We start from the raw sequence: 16,345 nt of genomic DNA, 5'->3' as shown, positions 1-16,345 counted from the left end.
GCGTCCCGCGTCTCACCAGTGCGGCGGCTTCTCGCGCCGCAGCCGCTCGTCGTTCGACGACGGCTCCTCGCGCCCCCAGCCGCGGTCGGAGTCGTCGGCGGACCGCGTCGCGCGCCACAGGTCGTCGACGGTGACGCCGGCCGCCGTCGGTCCCGGCCCACCGCTCGCCTCGGCGACACCTCCGGCGCCGGCGACGTCCGGGGCGCCCGCGTCAGGCGCGTCCGCCGACGCGTGGCGTGCCGCTGCCGCGCGAGGCGGGCTCGTCGCGGACGGGAGCGCCGGCAGCCGCGCGTGCAGCACCGACTCGTCCGTGCCGACGGAGCTGGACGGCCGCACAGCCCGGCGCGGGCGGCGAGGTGCGCTGCTCATGTCCCGATCCTCGCACCCGCACCCGCGGCGGCGGCTCAGCTGAACGCGCGGGTGACGGCCGCGCGCACGGCCGAGTCGACGCGGTGGCTGCGCCGCGTGACCCCCAGCTCGGCGCGCAGCGCGTCCGCCAGCTGGTCACGGGTGCGCGCAGCACCGTCCGACCGCAGCCAGCGCACGAGGTCGTCGAGCTGGTCGTCGCTGTACGCGTTGATCGGCAGGCCCGCCCGCACGTCGGGACGCGGCAGCGTCGGCACGGCGAGCGCGAGCTGCTCGCCCGACGCCGGCGTGTCCATGAACGCCTCGGTCTGCGCCGCAGCCGGGGGCAGCCCGCCCGACGCCACGACCGGCATGACACCGGTCGGCGTCCGCACCACCGGCGTCGCACCCGTCTCCGGCCGCACCACCGGCGTCGCACCCGTCTCCGGCCGCACCACCGGTGCCGCACCCGTCGCGGGCTGCACGACGGGCAGCGCACCGGTCGTCGGGTGCGTGACGTACGGGCGCACGGGCCGGCTCTGCTCGTCGTCGAGCGCCTCGGGCACCGGTGGCACCGCGACCGGCAGGGGCTCCGCCGCATCGGGCAGCCGCTCCACGAGCGCCGAGTGCACGGCCCGCCGGATGCGGTCGACCTCGGCCTGCGGGTCGAGGAACGCGGCCGCGGACCACACGCGCACGACCGACCAGCCGAGACGCGCGAGCCGGTCACCGACCAGGCGGTCGCGCACGCGCACGCTCGGCTCGCCGACGTACGTGTCGTCGTCGGTGAGCACCGCCACGAGCATCTCGTCCGGCAGGTCGGGGTGCCCCACGACGAGCGGGATGCGGGCACCGCCGGGGACTCCGTGGTCGACGTCGACGAGCAGGCCGTGCCGCCACAGCCGCTCGGCCAGGTCGAGCACGAGCCGGTCGGGGTCGACGCCGCCGGTGGGTCGCTCCTTCGCGCCATGCCCGGCGCCCTGCGCGCCCCGCTCGGCGGCGAAGCGCAGGACGTCGGCCAGCAGCCGCGGGCCGGGGCCGCGCAGCCGGTCGGGGTCGAGGTCGTCCCCGCCGAAGCACGTGACGACGGTCAGCCGGTGCCGCGTCGAGCCGAGCGCGTCGAGCAGCAGCGCCTCACCGCCGCGGCGGCTGACGGGACCGAACGTGTGCAGCACCCGCCGGTGCGGCGTGCGGCCCAGGCCGACGGACAGGATGACGGCGTCGCGCCGCAGCCCCCCGACGTTCGTGACGTCGACGACGACGAACGGGTCGGCGCGGCCGGCGTCGAAGAACACCGCCAGCGCCGGGTTGTCGCGCACCTCCGCCATGACGGTCTCGCGCACCGCGTCCGCGTGCCGCGGCGTGAGCGTGACGACCGCCAGCGACTCGCCGGGGTGCTGCAGCACGTGCTCGACGACGAGCTCGAGGACCCGCTCGACCTCGGCGGACGTCGAGTCGACCATGCTGGACGCGGGGTCCGGCATCCCGGTGCCGTCGACCGTCTCGATGGTGACGAGGGGCCGCGAGCCCGGCAGGGGCGTCGGGACCAGCACGCCCTCGTAGCCGTGCTCGGCGAGGAAGCGCGTGAGGTACGGGTCGCGGCGTGACGCGTCGGCGTGCAGCGCGACGGACGGCAGGACCGCGGCGAGGTCACGCACCGCGCTGCCCGACGCGCAGCGCGCGTCCCCGACGACGACGACCTGACGGCCGCGCGCGATCGCGGGCACCGCGGCCTCGATGGGCAGGTGCGCGGCCGCGTCGATCACCACGAGGTCGACCGTGCGCGTCGCCGGCAGCACCTGCGAGACGAGCATGGGGCCGGCGACGAGCACGGGACGCAGCCGGCGTGCGACGTCGGGATAGCGCGCGACGGTGTCGCGCAGCGAGGTCATCCGCTCCTCGACGAGCTCGGCGAACAGTCCCTCGGCCTGGTCGCGGTGCGCGCGCACGGCGGACGCGATGCGACCGATCGCCGCCGCGAGCACGGGCGCGGTGCGGGAGACGACGTGCCGGCGGTCGAGCGCGGCGTACCGCGCGGACAGCTCCCCGAGCGCCGAGCCGTCGTACCCGACGAGCGCGGGGTCGGCGGCCACGACGTGCTCGAAGACGGTGCTCCACCAGGCGAGGTCGAGCTCGGCGGGTGCCTGCTGGGGGTCGGTGCGTCGCGCCGCGAGGTCGTCGACGAGCTCGCCCAGCCCGGCGGCACGCAGACCGTGCAGCAGCTGCGTGCGCTCGGGGAGGGTGTCGAGCGCCGCCGCTCCGGTGCGCAGCCGCGTGAGCCGCTCGCGCAGCTCGTCGAACGGCGTGGTCGCCAGGCGCCCGCCCAGCGGTGTGGTCGCGAGGACCTGGGCGACGCCCTCGACGTCCTGCCGCACCGCCGCGTGCTCGTCCTCGATGACCTCGAGGCTCTCGGGCAGGCGCGGCCAGCCGCCGGCGGGGCAGTGCGCCTGCCACACCCCGCGACGCTCCTGCACCTCGATGAGCGCACCGTGCAGGTCGGCCACGGGACGGCCAGGGCGCAGCATGTCCTTGGCCTGCTTGCGCAGGCGGCGGCGCACCCAGTACCCCATCGCGATCCCGCGCTCCTCGCGCCACTGCTTGGTGGCGGTCGCGGCGACCAGGTCGGCGGCGGTGCGCTCGAAGACCATCGGCTGGAAGACGTCGAGGGACGCGCGGACGCCGTCGAGCATGCGCAGCTGCTCGGCCCACTGGTCGAGGGTCGTCGCGTGCGTCAGGCCCGTCTCCCCCGCGACCTGCGCGACGCGCTCGACGAGCAGCGGCAGGCTCACGTCGAGGAGCCGGTCGAGACGGCGGCGCACGACCTGCGCGTCGGCGGCCGTGCGCAGGTCCGCCCCGTACCAGGGGGTGTCCTGCGGCCGCAGCGAGAACGCGCCGAGCTCACCGGCATGGACCAGGTCGCGCGCGAGGCGCGTGCGCCGCTCCGGGTCGAGCGCGTGCGCGACGTCGGGGCGCAGGCGGACCGTGGTGGCCGGGGTGGGGCGGGTGGCGGTGAGCCGCGCGAGCTCCTGGAGCGCGTCGTACGCGGACGCGCCCCACGGCTCACGGCGCTCGTGCAGCGCGTCGACGTAGGCCCGCAGACGCTCGCGGTGCTCGACGAGCGGCACCCGCACGGCCTGCACGGCATCCGTGTCGACCACGGGAGGCTCGAGCGTCATCGCGCCGAGGAGGCGGCGTGCGGCGGTGGCGCGCCACCCCGCGTGCGGCTCGACGTCGAGCACGACCTCCCCCAGCCCCAGGCGCTGCAGGCGCTCGGCGAGGGACACCGCGGCCCGGCGGTGCCCGGGGACGTAGAGCACGGTGCGACCCTCGGCTGCGGCGTCGGCGACGATCGCGGCCAGCGTCCCCGTGACGTCGGAGCCCGTGGGCGCGTCGACGAACACGTCGGCACCCGTGGCGACGACGTCCAGGACGTGCTGCTGCGCCGGGTCCAGGTCACCGACGCCCCGCTCGAGCGCGGGGTCACGGTCGCCGGCGACCGGCGTGGGCAGGGGCACCTGCAGCGCCGTGCGGGCGTCGTCGAGCCCGGCGAGCGCCCGGACCACGTCGTGGCGCTCGAGCGTGCCGGCGAGCTGGTCGAGGTCGTCGACGATGACCTGACCGGGGTGGACGAACGTGCCGACCACGACGCGCTCGACGAGCGAGAAGTCCTCGAGCACGGCCTCGCCGAGGGACGCGAGCCGCTGCAGCGCGCCGCGCGGGTCGAAGCCCGCGCCGGTGAAGGTGCCGCGCGCGACCGCCGCGGGGTCGAGCAGCGCGCCGTGCCCGCGCAGCGCGCGCGCCAGCACGGGGTTGACCTCGATGGACGGCTCGAGCTCGAGCTCGTAGTCGCCCTCGCCGGTCCCCCGGGCGCGCAGGCCCACGGGCCGCAGGAGCACGGGCGCACGCACGGTCCGCACCGCGGCGTCCTGCCCGTCGAGGCCCGCCGTGCGGCCGGCAGCCGTGCGGGGGTGGCGTGTGACGTGCGCGAGCGCGCCGACGTCGTCGGACGCCAGGTCGGCGCTCGACCGGTCCGTCCAGGTCGCGACGCCGATCGCCAGCGACGTCGACGCGATCCCGTACCGCTGGGTGTACCCGGCGGCGCGCGCGCTGACGGCGCGTGCGCGGCGACGCGCGCTCGACAGCGCCCCGGGCTCGCGCACGAGGTTCGACAGGCGCGTGGGGCGGCCGGCGAAGAGCTGGGCCATCCCCGACGGGTGCGCCGCCGACAGGTCGAGGGCGGCGTCGCCGAGCTGGTCCACGTCGGCGAGCGTCGAGGCACCCGCGGCCTCGACGAGCGCGGCGCGCCACGTCACGACGGCGCTCTCGAGCACCTCGGCGGGCGGCGGGGGCTCGACGAGCGTCACCGGGGGGCCGTCCGCCGCGTCGGTCCGCTCGGCCGTGGCGACGTCACCCTCGGCGGGCGGCGTCGAGCCGGCCGGGGAGGTCCCCGAGGGGGTGCGCACAGGAGCGGTCATCTTGGCACGGTAACCGCGCGGCAGGCCGATCGCCGGGCGGCCACGCCGTGCCCGCGCGGGTTGCGTCCGGACGAGTGGTGACGGGTTGCACCGCGGGCCGCGAACGGGTCCCCAGGGCTGTCGTCCGACTCTCGCCCGACCCTCGTCCACCCCCGGGAAACGACCGACGGGACGGGCCGCTGGGGCCCGTCCCGTCGGATCGGAAGCTGAGACGGTGCGCACCGCGCAGGGGGCAGGCGATACGCACCGTCGGGTTCAACTATGCGCCATCCCCGAGTGTTGGTCAACTGTCCAGGCCACCCCGGGAAGGTGAAAGTTCACAGAACTTCCGGGGATCGCCGGACGACCCGTGACCGACCCCCGCACCGACCAGGAGGATCCCGACACGCGACCTACGCTGGTGCGGGACGACGGACGGAGGGGCGGATGCGAGGGCGCCGCAGCGCGATGGCGGTGTGGGCCGTCGCGGCCCTCACGTACCTCGTCGCCGTCGTGCACCGCACGGCGCTCGGGGTCGCCGGCGACGCGGCGATCGACCGGTTCGCCCTCGGCGCGACCGGTCTGGCGATGTTCTCGGTGCTCCAGCTCACGGTCTACGCGGCCCTGCAGATCCCCGCGGGGCAGCTGCTCGACAGGTTCGGGGTCCGGGCGCTCATCACGACGGGCGCCGGTGTCATGGCGCTCGGCCAGGGCCTGCTCGCGCTCGCGGACGACGTCCCGACGGCGCTCGTCGCCCGTGCGCTCATCGGCGGCGGCGACGCCGCGATCTTCATCAGCGCGTGCCGGCTCATCGCGCAGCACTTCCCCGCGCGGCGGGTCCCGGTCATGGTGCAGGTCACCGGGCTCGTCGGCCAGTCCGGGCAGATCGTGTCGGCCACCGTCGTGCTGTGGCTCCTGGCGGCACGGGGCTGGGGCGCGACCTTCGGCGTCCTCGCGGTGGCCGGCGCCGCGGTGACCGTGGCCGCGGCGGTCGGCCTGGGCCCGCGACCCGCGCCGCCGGCCGAGCGCGCGGCACGCGAGCGGTTCGGGCAGGCCGTGCGCGCGGCCGCCCTGCCCGCCGGGACGCGGTTGGGGTTCTGGGCGCACTTCGTGTCCCCGTTCTCGTTCAACGTGGTGGCCATGCTCTGGGGCACGCCGTTCCTCCTCACCGCGCAGGAGCGCACGCTCGGCGAGGTGAGCGCGCTGCTGTCCGTGATGACGCTGTCCGCCATGCTCAGCGGCCCGCTCGTCGGCAGGTGGACCTCGCGCCACCCGCTGCGGCGCTCGTCGGTCGTGCTCGCGTCGGCGGTCGCGACCTTCGTGGCGTGGGTCTGGCTGCTCGTCCCCGACACGCCCCGCCCGTTCGCGCAGCTCGTCGTGTTCTGCGTCGTGATCGGTGCCGGCGGGCCCGTCTCGCTCATCGGCATCGACCTCGCGCGCACGTTCTCCCCGCTCGAGCGCCTCGGCACCGCCACCGGGTTCGTCAACACCGGCGGCTTCACGTCGACGATCCTCGGTGTCCTCGCCGTCGGCGTCGTGCTCCAGGTCGTCTCACCGCCGGGCGCGACGACCTACTCCCTGGACGCGTACCGGATCGCGTTCGCGGTCCTGCTGGTGCCGTGGGTCGTCGGCGTCGTGGGGCTGCTGCGCAGCCGACGCCGCGCGCGCGCCGACCTCCGCGACGCCGGGACGCCCGTGCCTCCGCTACGGGAGGTCCTGCGCCGCCGACGGGCCGGGTGACGCGCACCCTCGCCGTCGGGTCCGTCCTGCTGGCCGCCGGTCTGCTGGCGCTGCTCGCGGGCGTCCTGCCCGTGCCCGCGGCCCTCGCGCTCGCGGCACGCGTCTGGCCCGTGCTCACGTTCGTCGTCGCGATGACGGTGGTCACCGAGCTGGCGGCCGCGGCAGGCCTGTTCCGCGCCGTCGGTGCGGCCGTCGCCCGCCGGGCGCACGGGCGCACCGCGCAGCTGTGGGGCGGGGTCGTCGTGCTCGCGGTGCTCTGCACGGTGTTCCTGTCGCTCGACACGACGGCCGTGCTGCTCACCCCCGTGGTGCTGGCCGTCGCGGTGCACGCCCGGCTCGACCCACGACCGTTCGCCCTCGTCACCGTGTGGGTCGCGAACACCGGCTCGATGCTGCTGCCCGTCTCGAACCTCACCAACCTGCTCGCCGCCCACCACGTCGGCGGCGTCCGCGAGTTCGTCGCGCTCACGTGGGCGCCCGCGCTGGCGTGCGTCGCCGTGCCCGTGGTGGTCGTCGCGCTCGTCCACCGCCGGCGGCTGCGCGGCACGTACGAGGTGGACCCGCCCGAGCCCGCCGAGGACCCCGTGCTGCTGCGCCGGTGCGCCTGGGTCGTCGGGGCGCTGCTGGTCGCCCTCGTCAGCGGAGCACCCGTCTGGGTGCCCGCGGTCGTCGCGGCGCTCGTCCTGCTGGTCGTCACCGCGCAGCGGCGGTCCGGCACGCTGACCCCCGCCCTGGTGCCGTGGCCGCTCCTCGTGCTCGCGTCCGGCCTCTTCCTCGCGGCCGAGGCGGTGCAGGAGGCGGGCCTGCGCGCGGTGCTCGAGCAGGGCCTCGCCGGGGGCGGCCCCTGGGCGGTCGCCGCCACCGGCCTGCTCGCGGCGAACGCGCTGAACAACCTGCCCGCGTACCTCCTGCTCGAACCGGGCGCGGCGCACGACCCCCGCCTGCTCGTCGCGCTCCTCGTGGGCGTGAACGCCGGCCCGCTGATCACCCCGTGGGCGTCGCTCGCCACCCTGCTGTGGCACCGCGCGCTGGTGCGCTCCGGGGTCGACGTGCCGTGGGGCCGCTACGTGGTCCTGGGCCTCGTGGTCGCGCCGCTCACCGTCGCAGCAGGCGTCGGGGCGCTGGCGCTGACGACGTGAGCGGACGCGACCGGCCACCGGTACGGGCGACGCGGCGCACGCGACCCGCGGGATAGGTTCGGTCGATGGACCCGGTGGATCCCGCGCTCGCCGGCGTGCGCGCCTACCTCAGCCACCTCGACGGGTGCGAGGTCGCCGTCCGCACGACGTCCGGCGGTGAGTACGTCGGCCCGCTGTCGTGCCTGCTCTCCGGCAACGTGGTGTTCGTCGGACCGTCCGGGGCCGCCCCGTGCATCCGCATCGACACCGTCGAGTCGGTCCTGCTGCTGCGCGGCGAGCCCGGCCGCTCCGGCTGAGCGGCGGCCGCCGCGGCGCCGGTCCGGTACCCCCGAGGGGTCCCGGACCGGCGACGCGAGCCGCGTGCGCACGGTGACGACGCTCCCCCTCAGACGAACTTGCAGCAGGGGGAGTAGACGCTGACGGACTCGGCGACGGTGGCGGAGGCACCGACCATGCCGGAGAGAGCGACGAGGACGGTGACGGCGGCGACGGTGAGCTTCTTCATGATGGAACCCCTTCGGGACAGACGTGCCGGACTGTCCGGCACCCCGCATGTTCCACAGGGGTGTGTCGTGACCGCAATGACTTAGCCGTAAACCGTGTAGACCCTCCCAGGTCTACGGTCGCCCGGGCGTGTCGCGCCGGGGGCCTGCCCCAGGCCCCGGGACCACCGGATCAGAGCCGCGAGGGTCCCACACCGGCCGCGTCGAGCGCGCGTCGGTACGCCTCGGCCACGCTCGCGCGGTCGTCACCCGCGGCCCGCAGCCGGTCGCCGAGGCGGCGCCACGCGATCGCGGCCGGCCGGCCGGCCGGGACGAGGTCCAACCGGTCCTGGACCTGCCGGTACGCCTTGACGGCGGCCGAACGCTCGCCGGAGGCGAGCAGCGCGTCACCCAGGGCCTCGTGCGCGGGCGCGGCATCCCGGCGGTCGCCCGATGCGAGCATCTCCGTCGCGCGGGCCGCGTGGACGAGGGCCGCACGGTTCTGGCCGAGCAGCAGCAGCGCACGTGAACGGATCGTCGCGGCACGCGCCACCTCGACCTGTGACTCCCCGACCTCGAGGGCGGTGCCCGCCGCGTCGAGCTCGGCCAGCGCCTCCCGCGGCCGGGCCGGCGTGACGGCCAGCAGGAAGTGGGCCAGGTCCAGGCGCAGACGTGGCACGTCGCGCTCCGCCTCGCGGCCGCCCGCGATGGCCAGGGCCGCGCGCAGGTGGTCGAGCGCGTCGTCCGCGTCCCCGAGCGCCTCGTCGACGAACGCGAGGTTCCAGTGCACCGACCACACGGCCCGCGCGGACCCGTGCCGCAGCGCGCGGCCGAGCAGGTCGGTGCCGCGCACGCGCGCGTAGGTGACGTCGCCGCGCGCCACGTAGGCCCAGACGACCGTCGACTCGAGGCGGAACAGCTCGTCCGTCTCGGCGGCGCTCGTGCGCAGCGTCGCCAGGTGGGCCTCACCCGCGCGCACGGCGCCGTGCAGGTCCCCAGCCTCGGTCAGCGCCATGACCAGACGCGTCGCGGCGTACGCCGCCTGCGTAGGCCGGTGCCCGTCGATCAGGCGCCGCGTGGTGTCGGCCAGGACCTGGGCCGAGGCCTCCAGGTCGCCGGCCAGGTCGAGCGCCTCCGCGCGCGCGAGGAGGACCCGCGCGCTCTGGTCGGCGTCGAGGGAGTCGAGCTGGACGGTCGCGAGCTCGCCCACCGCCTCCCGGGCCCGGCCCGCACGCACGAGCTGGCGCGCGCGGACGACGGACGCCTCGGACGCGAGGTACGCGGGCGAGCGCGCGCCCTCCTCGAGGTACGTGGTCGTCACGCCCAGGGCGCGCGCGAGCCGTTCGAGGGCGCCGTCGCCCGGGCCCCGGACCCCGCGCTCGAGGTGCGACACGTAGCTGGGGTGCATCATCGCCGCGCGGGCGAGGTCGGCCTGGGACAGGCCGGAGCGCTCACGGGACTCGCGGATACGTTCACTGACGGGGTGCACGGACTCACGATAGGGACCGACCCCCCCGCACGGAAGAGGGGTCACCTGTACTCCTGTCACGGCGGCGGTGACGCGGACCGTGCGACATCGGGACGAACGCCGCGCCCGACGGCGTCCGGGACGTGGCACGCGGGCCCGCCCGGCGCCCCGTGCGGGGCCGCTGCCGAGGGCGGCGCGGGCGCCGTGACCACCCGCGCGGATGCCACGGCCCCGCGTCTGACCAGCACCTCGACCACTCCGACGTAGGCCAGCGTCGACGCCGTGGACACCGCGAGCGCGTCCGGTCCGATGTCGACCAGGTCGAGGTCGGCGAGGTCGACCGCGCCCAGGGCGAACACCACGAGGTTGTTCACCACGTGCGCCGCGGCCGCCGCCTCGAGACCACCCGTCCGCCACACGAGCCAGCCCATCGCGAGCGCCCAGACGGCCGTGTCGACCATCGCGAGGCCGACGTAGGTGTGCCCGGCCACGAACAGCGGCACGGGGAGCACGATCGCGACGGCGGGGTGCCGCACCCAGGCACCCAGCGTCTGGACGAGGTACCCGCGGAAGACGACCTCCTCGGCGACGCACTGCGCGGGCACGAGCAGCAGGACGAGCCCGAGGAGCACCCACGTCGTGTCGTGGACGCGCGGCTGCCACGGGGAGCCCTGCGCCGCCGCGAGCGCGAGGTCGACCCCCTGCACGACGAGCGCGAGCACCGCGGCCAGCACGAGGCAGCGCAGGGCCCAGCCCCAGCGGACGCGCCCGGTGACGGAGGCGAGCAGGCCGGTGGGCCGCGCGCCCAGCAGCCACGTCGCCACGACGACCGCGGGCAGCATCGCGATGATCGTCAGCATGCCGACCGCGAAGGCGAGGGGGTCGCCCAGGTCGAGCACGTCGAGCCCCGCCAGTGCGTCGAGCCCGCCCGGCCCCGACGCCAGCGCCGCGACCGCGACGAGGACGCCGCCCACGGCGAGCAGGACGACGTAGAGCGCGCACGCCACGACCCCGACCAGCAGCGGCCGCCACCAGCGCCACCCCGGCCGGGTACGCGCCAGCCGGTGGTAGGCGTAGGTGCCCGGCACCTCGTACGGGTCGACGACGACGTGCGCGCTGCTCACCGCACCATCCTGACCCGGCCGACGCCCGGGCACATCGGTCGCGGCCGAGCGCCCGGACATCTCCTCCCCACGGCCCCCGCCGCGCGCCTACGATCGCCGGATGCCGCACGAGACCTGGGTCGAGCACCGCCGCAGCGGTGACCGCGAGCTGCTGGGGTGGGTGCGCCCGTCGGGTGAGGGGTTCGTCGCCGTCGACCGGCTGGGACGCGACCTCACGGGGCCGCTCGACTGGACCGACGCCGAGGACGCGCTCGAGGCCCACGGGCTGCACTGGCTGGCGGAGCTGTGGCAGCTCACGCACGACGACGGCACGGTCGTCCGTGTCCGGCTCGTCGAGGTGAGCCCGACGCGGGTCGTCGTGAAGCAGGACGACCTGAACGCGGTCAGCGAGGAGGCGGCCCCGACGTGGACGCTGCCGTTCCCGGCGCCGCCCGCGCTCGCGCCGTTCGCGGGCGACGCGTTCACGTTCGACCCCGGCTGGGGCCGCTGACCAGCACGGGGTGACCCTCGGCACGGTCCGGCGAGTCGTCCGCGCGACCGATCCGGCGCCCGCGCGTCGCGACCTAGCATCACGACGTGACCTCGACGGACCCCACCGCGCCGCCCTCGCCCAGCCGGGCGCGGCGCACGTGGGCGCACGCCTGGCGGCTGCTGCTCGCTCTGGTCGTCGGCGGCTCGTCGGGGCTCGCCATCTACGGCGTCGGCCTGTCGGGGATGGCCGAGCTCGACGTCCCGCCGACCGCGGCCACCTGGTTCGTGGTCGACCTCCTGTGCGTGCTGGTGTGCGCGCCGCTGTACGTGCTGCGCCGTCGCGCCCCGCTGGTGATCACGGGCGTCCTCGTGGTGCTCGGGTCGTTCTCGCTGTTCTCCGTGGGTCTCGTGATACTCGCGGTGCTGTCGCTCGCGACGCGGCGCCAGTGGCTGGAGATCGGCGCCGTCTACGCGCTGTGGTGCGGGGCGGCGCTCGTCAGCGAGCGGGCGTTCAGCCAGTGGGTGGTGCCGACCGAGGCCCTGCCCGCCCAGAACCTGTGGGCGATCGCCGCGCAGCTGGTGTTCAGCGCGCTCGTCGTGGTCACCGGCATGTTCATCGGTGGCCGGCGCGCGCTCGTCGCGTCGTTGCGCGAGCAGGCCGCCATCGCGCGCCGCGAGTCCGACGCCCGTGGCGACAGCGCCCGCGCCGCCGAGCGCAACCGCATCGCCCGCGAGATGCACGACGTGCTGGCCCACCGTCTGTCGCTCGTCGCACTGCACTCGGGCGCCCTGGAGTACCGCGCCGGCCTCGACCCCGAGCAGGTCCGCGAGACCGCCGCCGTCGTACGGGAGAACGCCCACGAGGCGCTCGGCGAGCTGCGCGAGGTCCTGGGCCTGCTGCGCGACCCGAGCGCCGCGGAGGAGAGCTCGCGCCCCCAGCCGACGTTCGCGCAGGTGGGCGAGCTCGTCGAGGGGACGCGCGCGGCGGGCTCGCCCGTCACCTTCGTCCTCGACCGCGTCGGCGAGGACGACCTCGCGCGCCTGCCGGTCTCGACGAGCCGGCACCTGTACCGCGTGGTGCAGGAGACGCTGACCAACGCCCGCAAGCACGCGCCGGGCGCACCCGTGCACGTGCGGCTGCACGGCGCCCCGGGCGAGCGCATCGCCCTCGAGGTCACCAACCCCGTGCCGGAGCACGAGCCGGCCACGCGGCTGCCGACGTCCGGGTGGGGGCTCACGGGGCTGTCGGAGCGGGTGCGGCTGACGGGTGGCGAGCTCGACGCGCGCCGCCGGGCCGACGGGACCTTCATGGTGCAGGCCTGGCTGCCCTGGGCGGCCGCGACGGAGGGACAGACGTGACGACGACGACGCCGGAGCACACGGTGGGACAGCCCGTGCGGCCGACGGTGCGGGTGGTGCTGGTCGACGACGAGACGCTCGTGCGCGTCGGCCTGCGGCTCATCCTCGGGGCCGAGCCGGCCATCGAGGTCGTCGGGGAGGCCGCCGACGGGGTGGACGCGCTCGACGTCGTGCGGCGGACGTCCCCCGACGTCGTGCTGATGGACATCCGCATGCCGCGCCTGGACGGGCTCGCGGCGACCGAGCAGCTGCTCGCGACGCAGCCCGACGCGCGCGTCGTCATCCTCACGACCTTCGACACCGACGAGATGGTGCTGGGCGCGCTGCGCCTGGGCGCCGCGGGCTTCCTGCTCAAGGACACCCCGCCGGCCGAGATCGTCCGGCACGTGCTCGACGCGGGCGCGGGGCGCACGACCCTGTCGCCGTCCGTCACCGACCGCCTCATCGCCTCGGTGACGCAGCGCCCGCGCGACGAGCGGCGCACCGCCGCGCGCCAGTGCCTCGACCAGCTCACGGACCGCGAGCGGGACGTCGCACGTGCCATCGGCCGCGGGCTGTCGAACGCCGAGATCGCGTCGGAGCTGTTCATCACGGTCGCGACCGTCAAGACGCACATCAGCCGCATCCTGGAGAAGATGCCGGCCGAGAACCGCACCCACATCGCGATCTGCGTGCACGAGGCCGGGGACGTCTGAGCGCCGGCGCCGGCGGGTCGGTGCCCGGGGTGCCGGCGCCCGGCGGGTGGTGCAGCGGCCGCGCCCGTCGAGGACGACGAGGAGGACGGGCGCGGCCGCGGTTCAGGCCGCCGGACGCGGGTCCGTCTGGACGATCCCCACGACCGCCCACGGCGGCAGGTCGAGGTCGATCTCCAGGACGCCGTCGTCCGACGCGGTGAGCGTGCGACGCAGCAGGTCGTCGGCCGCGTCGCGCAGCGCGGCCGTCTGCGGGAGCGTGAGGTTGATCGGCTCCCCCATCGCGTGCCACGCCTCGGCCACGTTGCCGTGCTCCCAGTCGAGCTGGACGAGGTCGAACGTGGCCCCGGCGGGCAGCCCGGCGACGGTGTGCGTGACCCGGCGGGGCGTGCCCACGTCGGCCAGGCCGCGTGCGGCCGCGTACGTGTTCTGCGCGCGGACGGACCGCCCGCCCATCTCGTCGGGGTAGTTGAACAGGACGCCGGCGACGCGGCCGGTCGCGCTGTCACGCGTCACGACGCCGTGCGGCAGCTCGGCCAGGACCTCGTCGCCGAGCTGCGCGAGCATCGAGAACGCGTGGAACGTCGGCTTGTGCAGGCCCTGCTCGTTGACGAGCCCGAAGCCGCCGTGGAACGGCCCGAGGCCCGCACCACCCTCCTCGAAGACGTCGGTGAACGTCCAGTACGAGATGGAGTCCGCGAGCGACGCGCACCGCAGGTAGGCGCGCGTGATGTACGTGGCGGCGAACAGCGTGTCGTGGCTGCGGTCGCGGCTCGACGGCGACGTCGACCACTCGGTGATGTGGATCTCGGCGCCCGCGTAGGGGCTGTCCGCGACGATGCGCTGCAGCAGCGTCAGGTCGTCGTAGGTCGCGTCGACGTACCGGCTGATCTCCTTGGCGCCGCCGCTGGGCGTGGCCGCGTAGTCCGTCGGGTACAGGTGCGCGGTGAAGAAGTCGACGGGCAGGTCGCGCTCGTGGCACCAGGCGATGAACTCCTCGACCCACACGGGACGCCAGTCGAGCGCGTCGGGGTCCTCGGCCTGGCCGGTGGCGATCGACTTGCTGCTGTCCTCGTACTCGCCCGCGTAGCGGTCGTCGGGGACGAACACGCTGGTGGACGGCCCGCCGACGAGCAGGCGCTCGTCGATGGCCTTGATCGCGCGGACGCTCGCCTCGTAGAGCTCGAAGTACTGCGTGCGCGTGCCGGTCCAGAACAGCGGGACGAGGTTCGGCTCGTTCCACACCTCGAACCGCCACTGCAGCACCTCGTCGATGCCGTACCGCTCGATCCAGTGCCGCACGCTCGCCGCGACGAGGTCGGCCCAACGGCCCATGTCGTTGGGCGGGCTGCAGTGCGCCTTCCACCAGAACAGCGTCTCGGTCTGCGTGGCCAGGTCGCGCGGCATGAAGCCGAGCTCGACGAAGGGCCGCGCACCGGTCGACAGGATGAAGTCGAACACCTTGTCGACGTAGCTGAACGTGTGGACCGGCTCGGCCAGCGGCGTGGGCGGGCCGAAGCCGCCGCCCCCGCCGTCGTTGCCGCGGTACACGAACATGTCGTCGTGGAACAGCCCGTGGAAGCGCACGTAGCGGGCGCCCAGGACGTCGACGGCCTCCCGGAAGTGCGCCTGCCAGTCGGCCCGCAGCGCCTCGTTGGCGCGCCCCGCGCCGACGCACTGGTTCCACACGTGGTGCAGCGGACGCCCCGTCGCGGGTGCGCCGTCCACCGTGGGCGCGGACGTACCCGCATGTGTCACAGCGCACCTCTGGGCATGACGTCTCCTCGTCGAGAGCCGGGCAGTGTCGAGCCGGACGGTGTCGCGGCACCGTCGGCCAACGCACCATATGAACGTTAAAGCAGCGGGTCAAGCGAGCCGCGCTGGTGCCCTGCCCGCCCCCGCGCCGTGCGGGTGAGGGCGATTCGCCGCATGCTGGCAGCGAGCAGACGATCGATCCCGACCCGGAGGGCTCATGAGCGCCACGACCCCCGCTCCCGCCGACGACGCCCCCGGCGCCGCCGCGCACAAGAGCGACGCCCCCGCCCCCGACGACCCGCGCAAGCCGGACTCCCCCACCGACCTGCACCGCCGGTCCTGGGTGTACGTGCTGCGCACGACGGTGCGCGAGTTCCTCGGTGACCAGTGCACCGACCTCGCGGCCGCGCTGACCTACTACGCGGTGCTGGCGCTCGCGCCCGCGCTGCTGGCGATCGTCTCGCTGCTCTCGCTCGTCGACCGGCCGGACGAGGTGATCGACGGCATCGTCGAGCTGGGCGAGAGTGCCGGCGCGGGCGAGCAGGTCGAGAGCTTCCGGCCCGTGCTCGAGAACCTCAGCGACGCGCCCGCGGGGGGCCTGGCGCTCGTCGTCGGGCTCGTCGTCGCGCTGTGGTCCGCGTCCGGGTACGTCGCCGCGTTCAGCCGCGGCATGAACCGCATCTACGAGGTCGACGAGGGCCGCCCGATCTGGAAGCTGCGTCCGCTGCTGCTGCTGCTGACGGCCGTGCTCGTCGTCATCGCCGTGCTGGTCGTGGCGCTGCTGGTGCTGTCCGGGCCGGTCGCCGAGGCCGTCGGCGAGGCCGTCGGGCTCAGCTCGACCGTCCTGACGGTGTGGCAGGTCGTGAAGTGGCCGGTCGTGGTGGTGCTCGTCATCGCGGCCATCGCGCTGCTGTACCACGGGACGCCGAACGTGCGGCAGCCGAAGTTCCGGTGGGTGAGCGTCGGCGCGCTGCTCGCGCTCGTCGTGTGGGCGCTGGCGACGGCCGGGCTCGGGCTCTACGCCGCCAACTTCGCCAGCTACGACGAGACGTACGGCTCGCTCGCCGGCGTCATCGTGCTGCTGCTGTGGCTCTGGCTGACGAACCTGGCCCTGCTGTTCGGTGCCGAGCTCGACGCCGAGCTCGAGCGCGGGCGTGAGCTGCAGGCCGGCATCGAGGCCGAGCGCAGCATCCAGCTCCCGCCGCGGGACACGAGCGCCAGCGACAAGCGCCGCGAGAAGCTCGAGAAGGACGTCGAGCGGGGGCGCCTGCTGCGGGAGGAGGCGTCGCGGCGCCACCGCAGCGAGTCCTGACCCC

The 16,345-nt window shown here is 75.6% G+C and carries 12 protein-coding genes; 7 read left to right on the top strand and 5 right to left on the bottom strand.

The window, feature by feature from the left end:
* Positions 1 to 12: 12 nt before the first annotated feature.
* Complete coding sequence (locus tag KKR89_RS04145; RefSeq protein WP_208197993.1) at positions 13 to 369, bottom strand: hypothetical protein; 357 nt, start codon at positions 367 to 369, stop codon at positions 13 to 15.
* 35 nt (positions 370 to 404) lie between these two features.
* A complete protein-coding gene (locus KKR89_RS04140) occupies positions 405 to 4,820 on the bottom strand; it encodes a hypothetical protein (protein WP_208197992.1) in 4,416 nt (1,471 codons plus the stop codon).
* A gap of 426 nt (positions 4,821 to 5,246) precedes the next feature.
* Between KKR89_RS04140 and KKR89_RS04135 the strand changes: the two genes are divergently transcribed.
* From KKR89_RS04135 to KKR89_RS04125, 3 genes are all read left to right on the top strand, one after another.
* Positions 5,247 to 6,539 carry an MFS transporter gene (locus KKR89_RS04135; protein ID WP_208197991.1) on the top strand — a complete coding sequence of 431 codons (1,293 nt, stop codon included), beginning with the start codon at positions 5,247 to 5,249 and terminating at the stop codon, positions 6,537 to 6,539.
* Positions 6,536 to 7,678, top strand: a complete 1,143-nt coding sequence (locus KKR89_RS04130) for an SLC13 family permease (RefSeq protein WP_208197990.1) — start codon at positions 6,536 to 6,538, stop codon at positions 7,676 to 7,678. Before KKR89_RS04135 ends, KKR89_RS04130 begins: the two co-directional genes overlap by 4 nt.
* A gap of 65 nt (positions 7,679 to 7,743) precedes the next feature.
* Entirely contained in the window at positions 7,744 to 7,974 is a 231-nt protein-coding gene (locus KKR89_RS04125) for a hypothetical protein (protein WP_191780029.1), read from the top strand.
* Positions 7,975 to 8,353: 379 nt separating this feature from the next.
* Here the strand turns inward: KKR89_RS04125 and KKR89_RS04120 are convergent, their stop codons facing one another.
* On the bottom strand, positions 8,354 to 9,649 hold the full coding sequence (locus tag KKR89_RS04120; RefSeq protein ID WP_251141010.1) for a helix-turn-helix domain-containing protein: 1,296 nt from the start codon (positions 9,647 to 9,649) through the stop codon (positions 8,354 to 8,356).
* Positions 9,650 to 9,705: 56 nt separating this feature from the next.
* Positions 9,706 to 10,752: a CPBP family intramembrane glutamic endopeptidase gene (locus KKR89_RS04115; protein ID WP_208197988.1), complete on the bottom strand. Its 1,047-nt coding sequence runs from the start codon at positions 10,750 to 10,752 to the stop codon at positions 9,706 to 9,708.
* Positions 10,753 to 10,852: 100 nt separating this feature from the next.
* Here KKR89_RS04115 and KKR89_RS04110 point away from each other — a divergent pair, with 100 nt between their 5' ends.
* From KKR89_RS04110 to KKR89_RS04100, 3 genes are all read left to right on the top strand, one after another.
* On the top strand, positions 10,853 to 11,242 hold the full coding sequence (locus tag KKR89_RS04110) for a hypothetical protein (protein WP_208197987.1): 390 nt from the start codon (positions 10,853 to 10,855) through the stop codon (positions 11,240 to 11,242).
* Between the two features lie 86 nt (positions 11,243 to 11,328).
* Positions 11,329 to 12,582: a sensor histidine kinase gene (locus tag KKR89_RS04105; RefSeq protein WP_208197986.1), complete on the top strand. Its 1,254-nt coding sequence runs from the start codon at positions 11,329 to 11,331 to the stop codon at positions 12,580 to 12,582.
* Complete coding sequence (locus KKR89_RS04100; protein WP_208197985.1) at positions 12,579 to 13,277, top strand: response regulator; 699 nt, start codon at positions 12,579 to 12,581, stop codon at positions 13,275 to 13,277. Before KKR89_RS04105 ends, KKR89_RS04100 begins: the two co-directional genes overlap by 4 nt.
* A 102-nt stretch (positions 13,278 to 13,379) precedes the next feature.
* Here KKR89_RS04100 and KKR89_RS04095 read toward each other — a convergent pair whose 3' ends face one another.
* Positions 13,380 to 15,032 (bottom strand): GH39 family glycosyl hydrolase, encoded by a 1,653-nt coding sequence (locus tag KKR89_RS04095; RefSeq protein WP_208197984.1) that lies wholly within the window; start codon positions 15,030 to 15,032, stop codon positions 13,380 to 13,382.
* Between the two features lie 214 nt (positions 15,033 to 15,246).
* Between KKR89_RS04095 and KKR89_RS04090 the strand changes: the two genes are divergently transcribed.
* Entirely contained in the window at positions 15,247 to 16,341 is a 1,095-nt protein-coding gene (locus KKR89_RS04090) for a YihY/virulence factor BrkB family protein (protein ID WP_208197983.1), read from the top strand.
* The last annotated feature ends 4 nt before the right edge of the window (positions 16,342 to 16,345 follow it).

This window comes from Cellulomonas dongxiuzhuiae, assembly GCF_018623035.1.
Lineage (GTDB): Bacteria > Actinomycetota > Actinomycetes > Actinomycetales > Cellulomonadaceae > Cellulomonas > Cellulomonas dongxiuzhuiae.
The sequence above is the reverse complement of the archived record's forward strand: the minus strand, read 5'-3'. Positions and strand labels throughout refer to the sequence as shown.

What these genes read in the sequence shown, in the direction of transcription:
- KKR89_RS04145 (WP_208197993.1), bottom strand. Translation starts at nt 369, where the DNA reads ATGAGCAGCGCACCTCGCCGCCCGCGCCGGGCTGTGCGGCCGTCCAGC.
- KKR89_RS04140 (WP_208197992.1), bottom strand. Translation starts at nt 4,820, where the DNA reads ATGACCGCTCCTGTGCGCACCCCCTCGGGGACCTCCCCGGCCGGCTCG.
- KKR89_RS04135 (WP_208197991.1), top strand. Translation starts at nt 5,247, where the DNA reads ATGCGAGGGCGCCGCAGCGCGATGGCGGTGTGGGCCGTCGCGGCCCTC.
- KKR89_RS04125 (WP_191780029.1), top strand. Translation starts at nt 7,744, where the DNA reads ATGGACCCGGTGGATCCCGCGCTCGCCGGCGTGCGCGCCTACCTCAGC.
- KKR89_RS04110 (WP_208197987.1), top strand. Translation starts at nt 10,853, where the DNA reads ATGCCGCACGAGACCTGGGTCGAGCACCGCCGCAGCGGTGACCGCGAG.
- KKR89_RS04090 (WP_208197983.1), top strand. Translation starts at nt 15,247, where the DNA reads ATGAGCGCCACGACCCCCGCTCCCGCCGACGACGCCCCCGGCGCCGCC.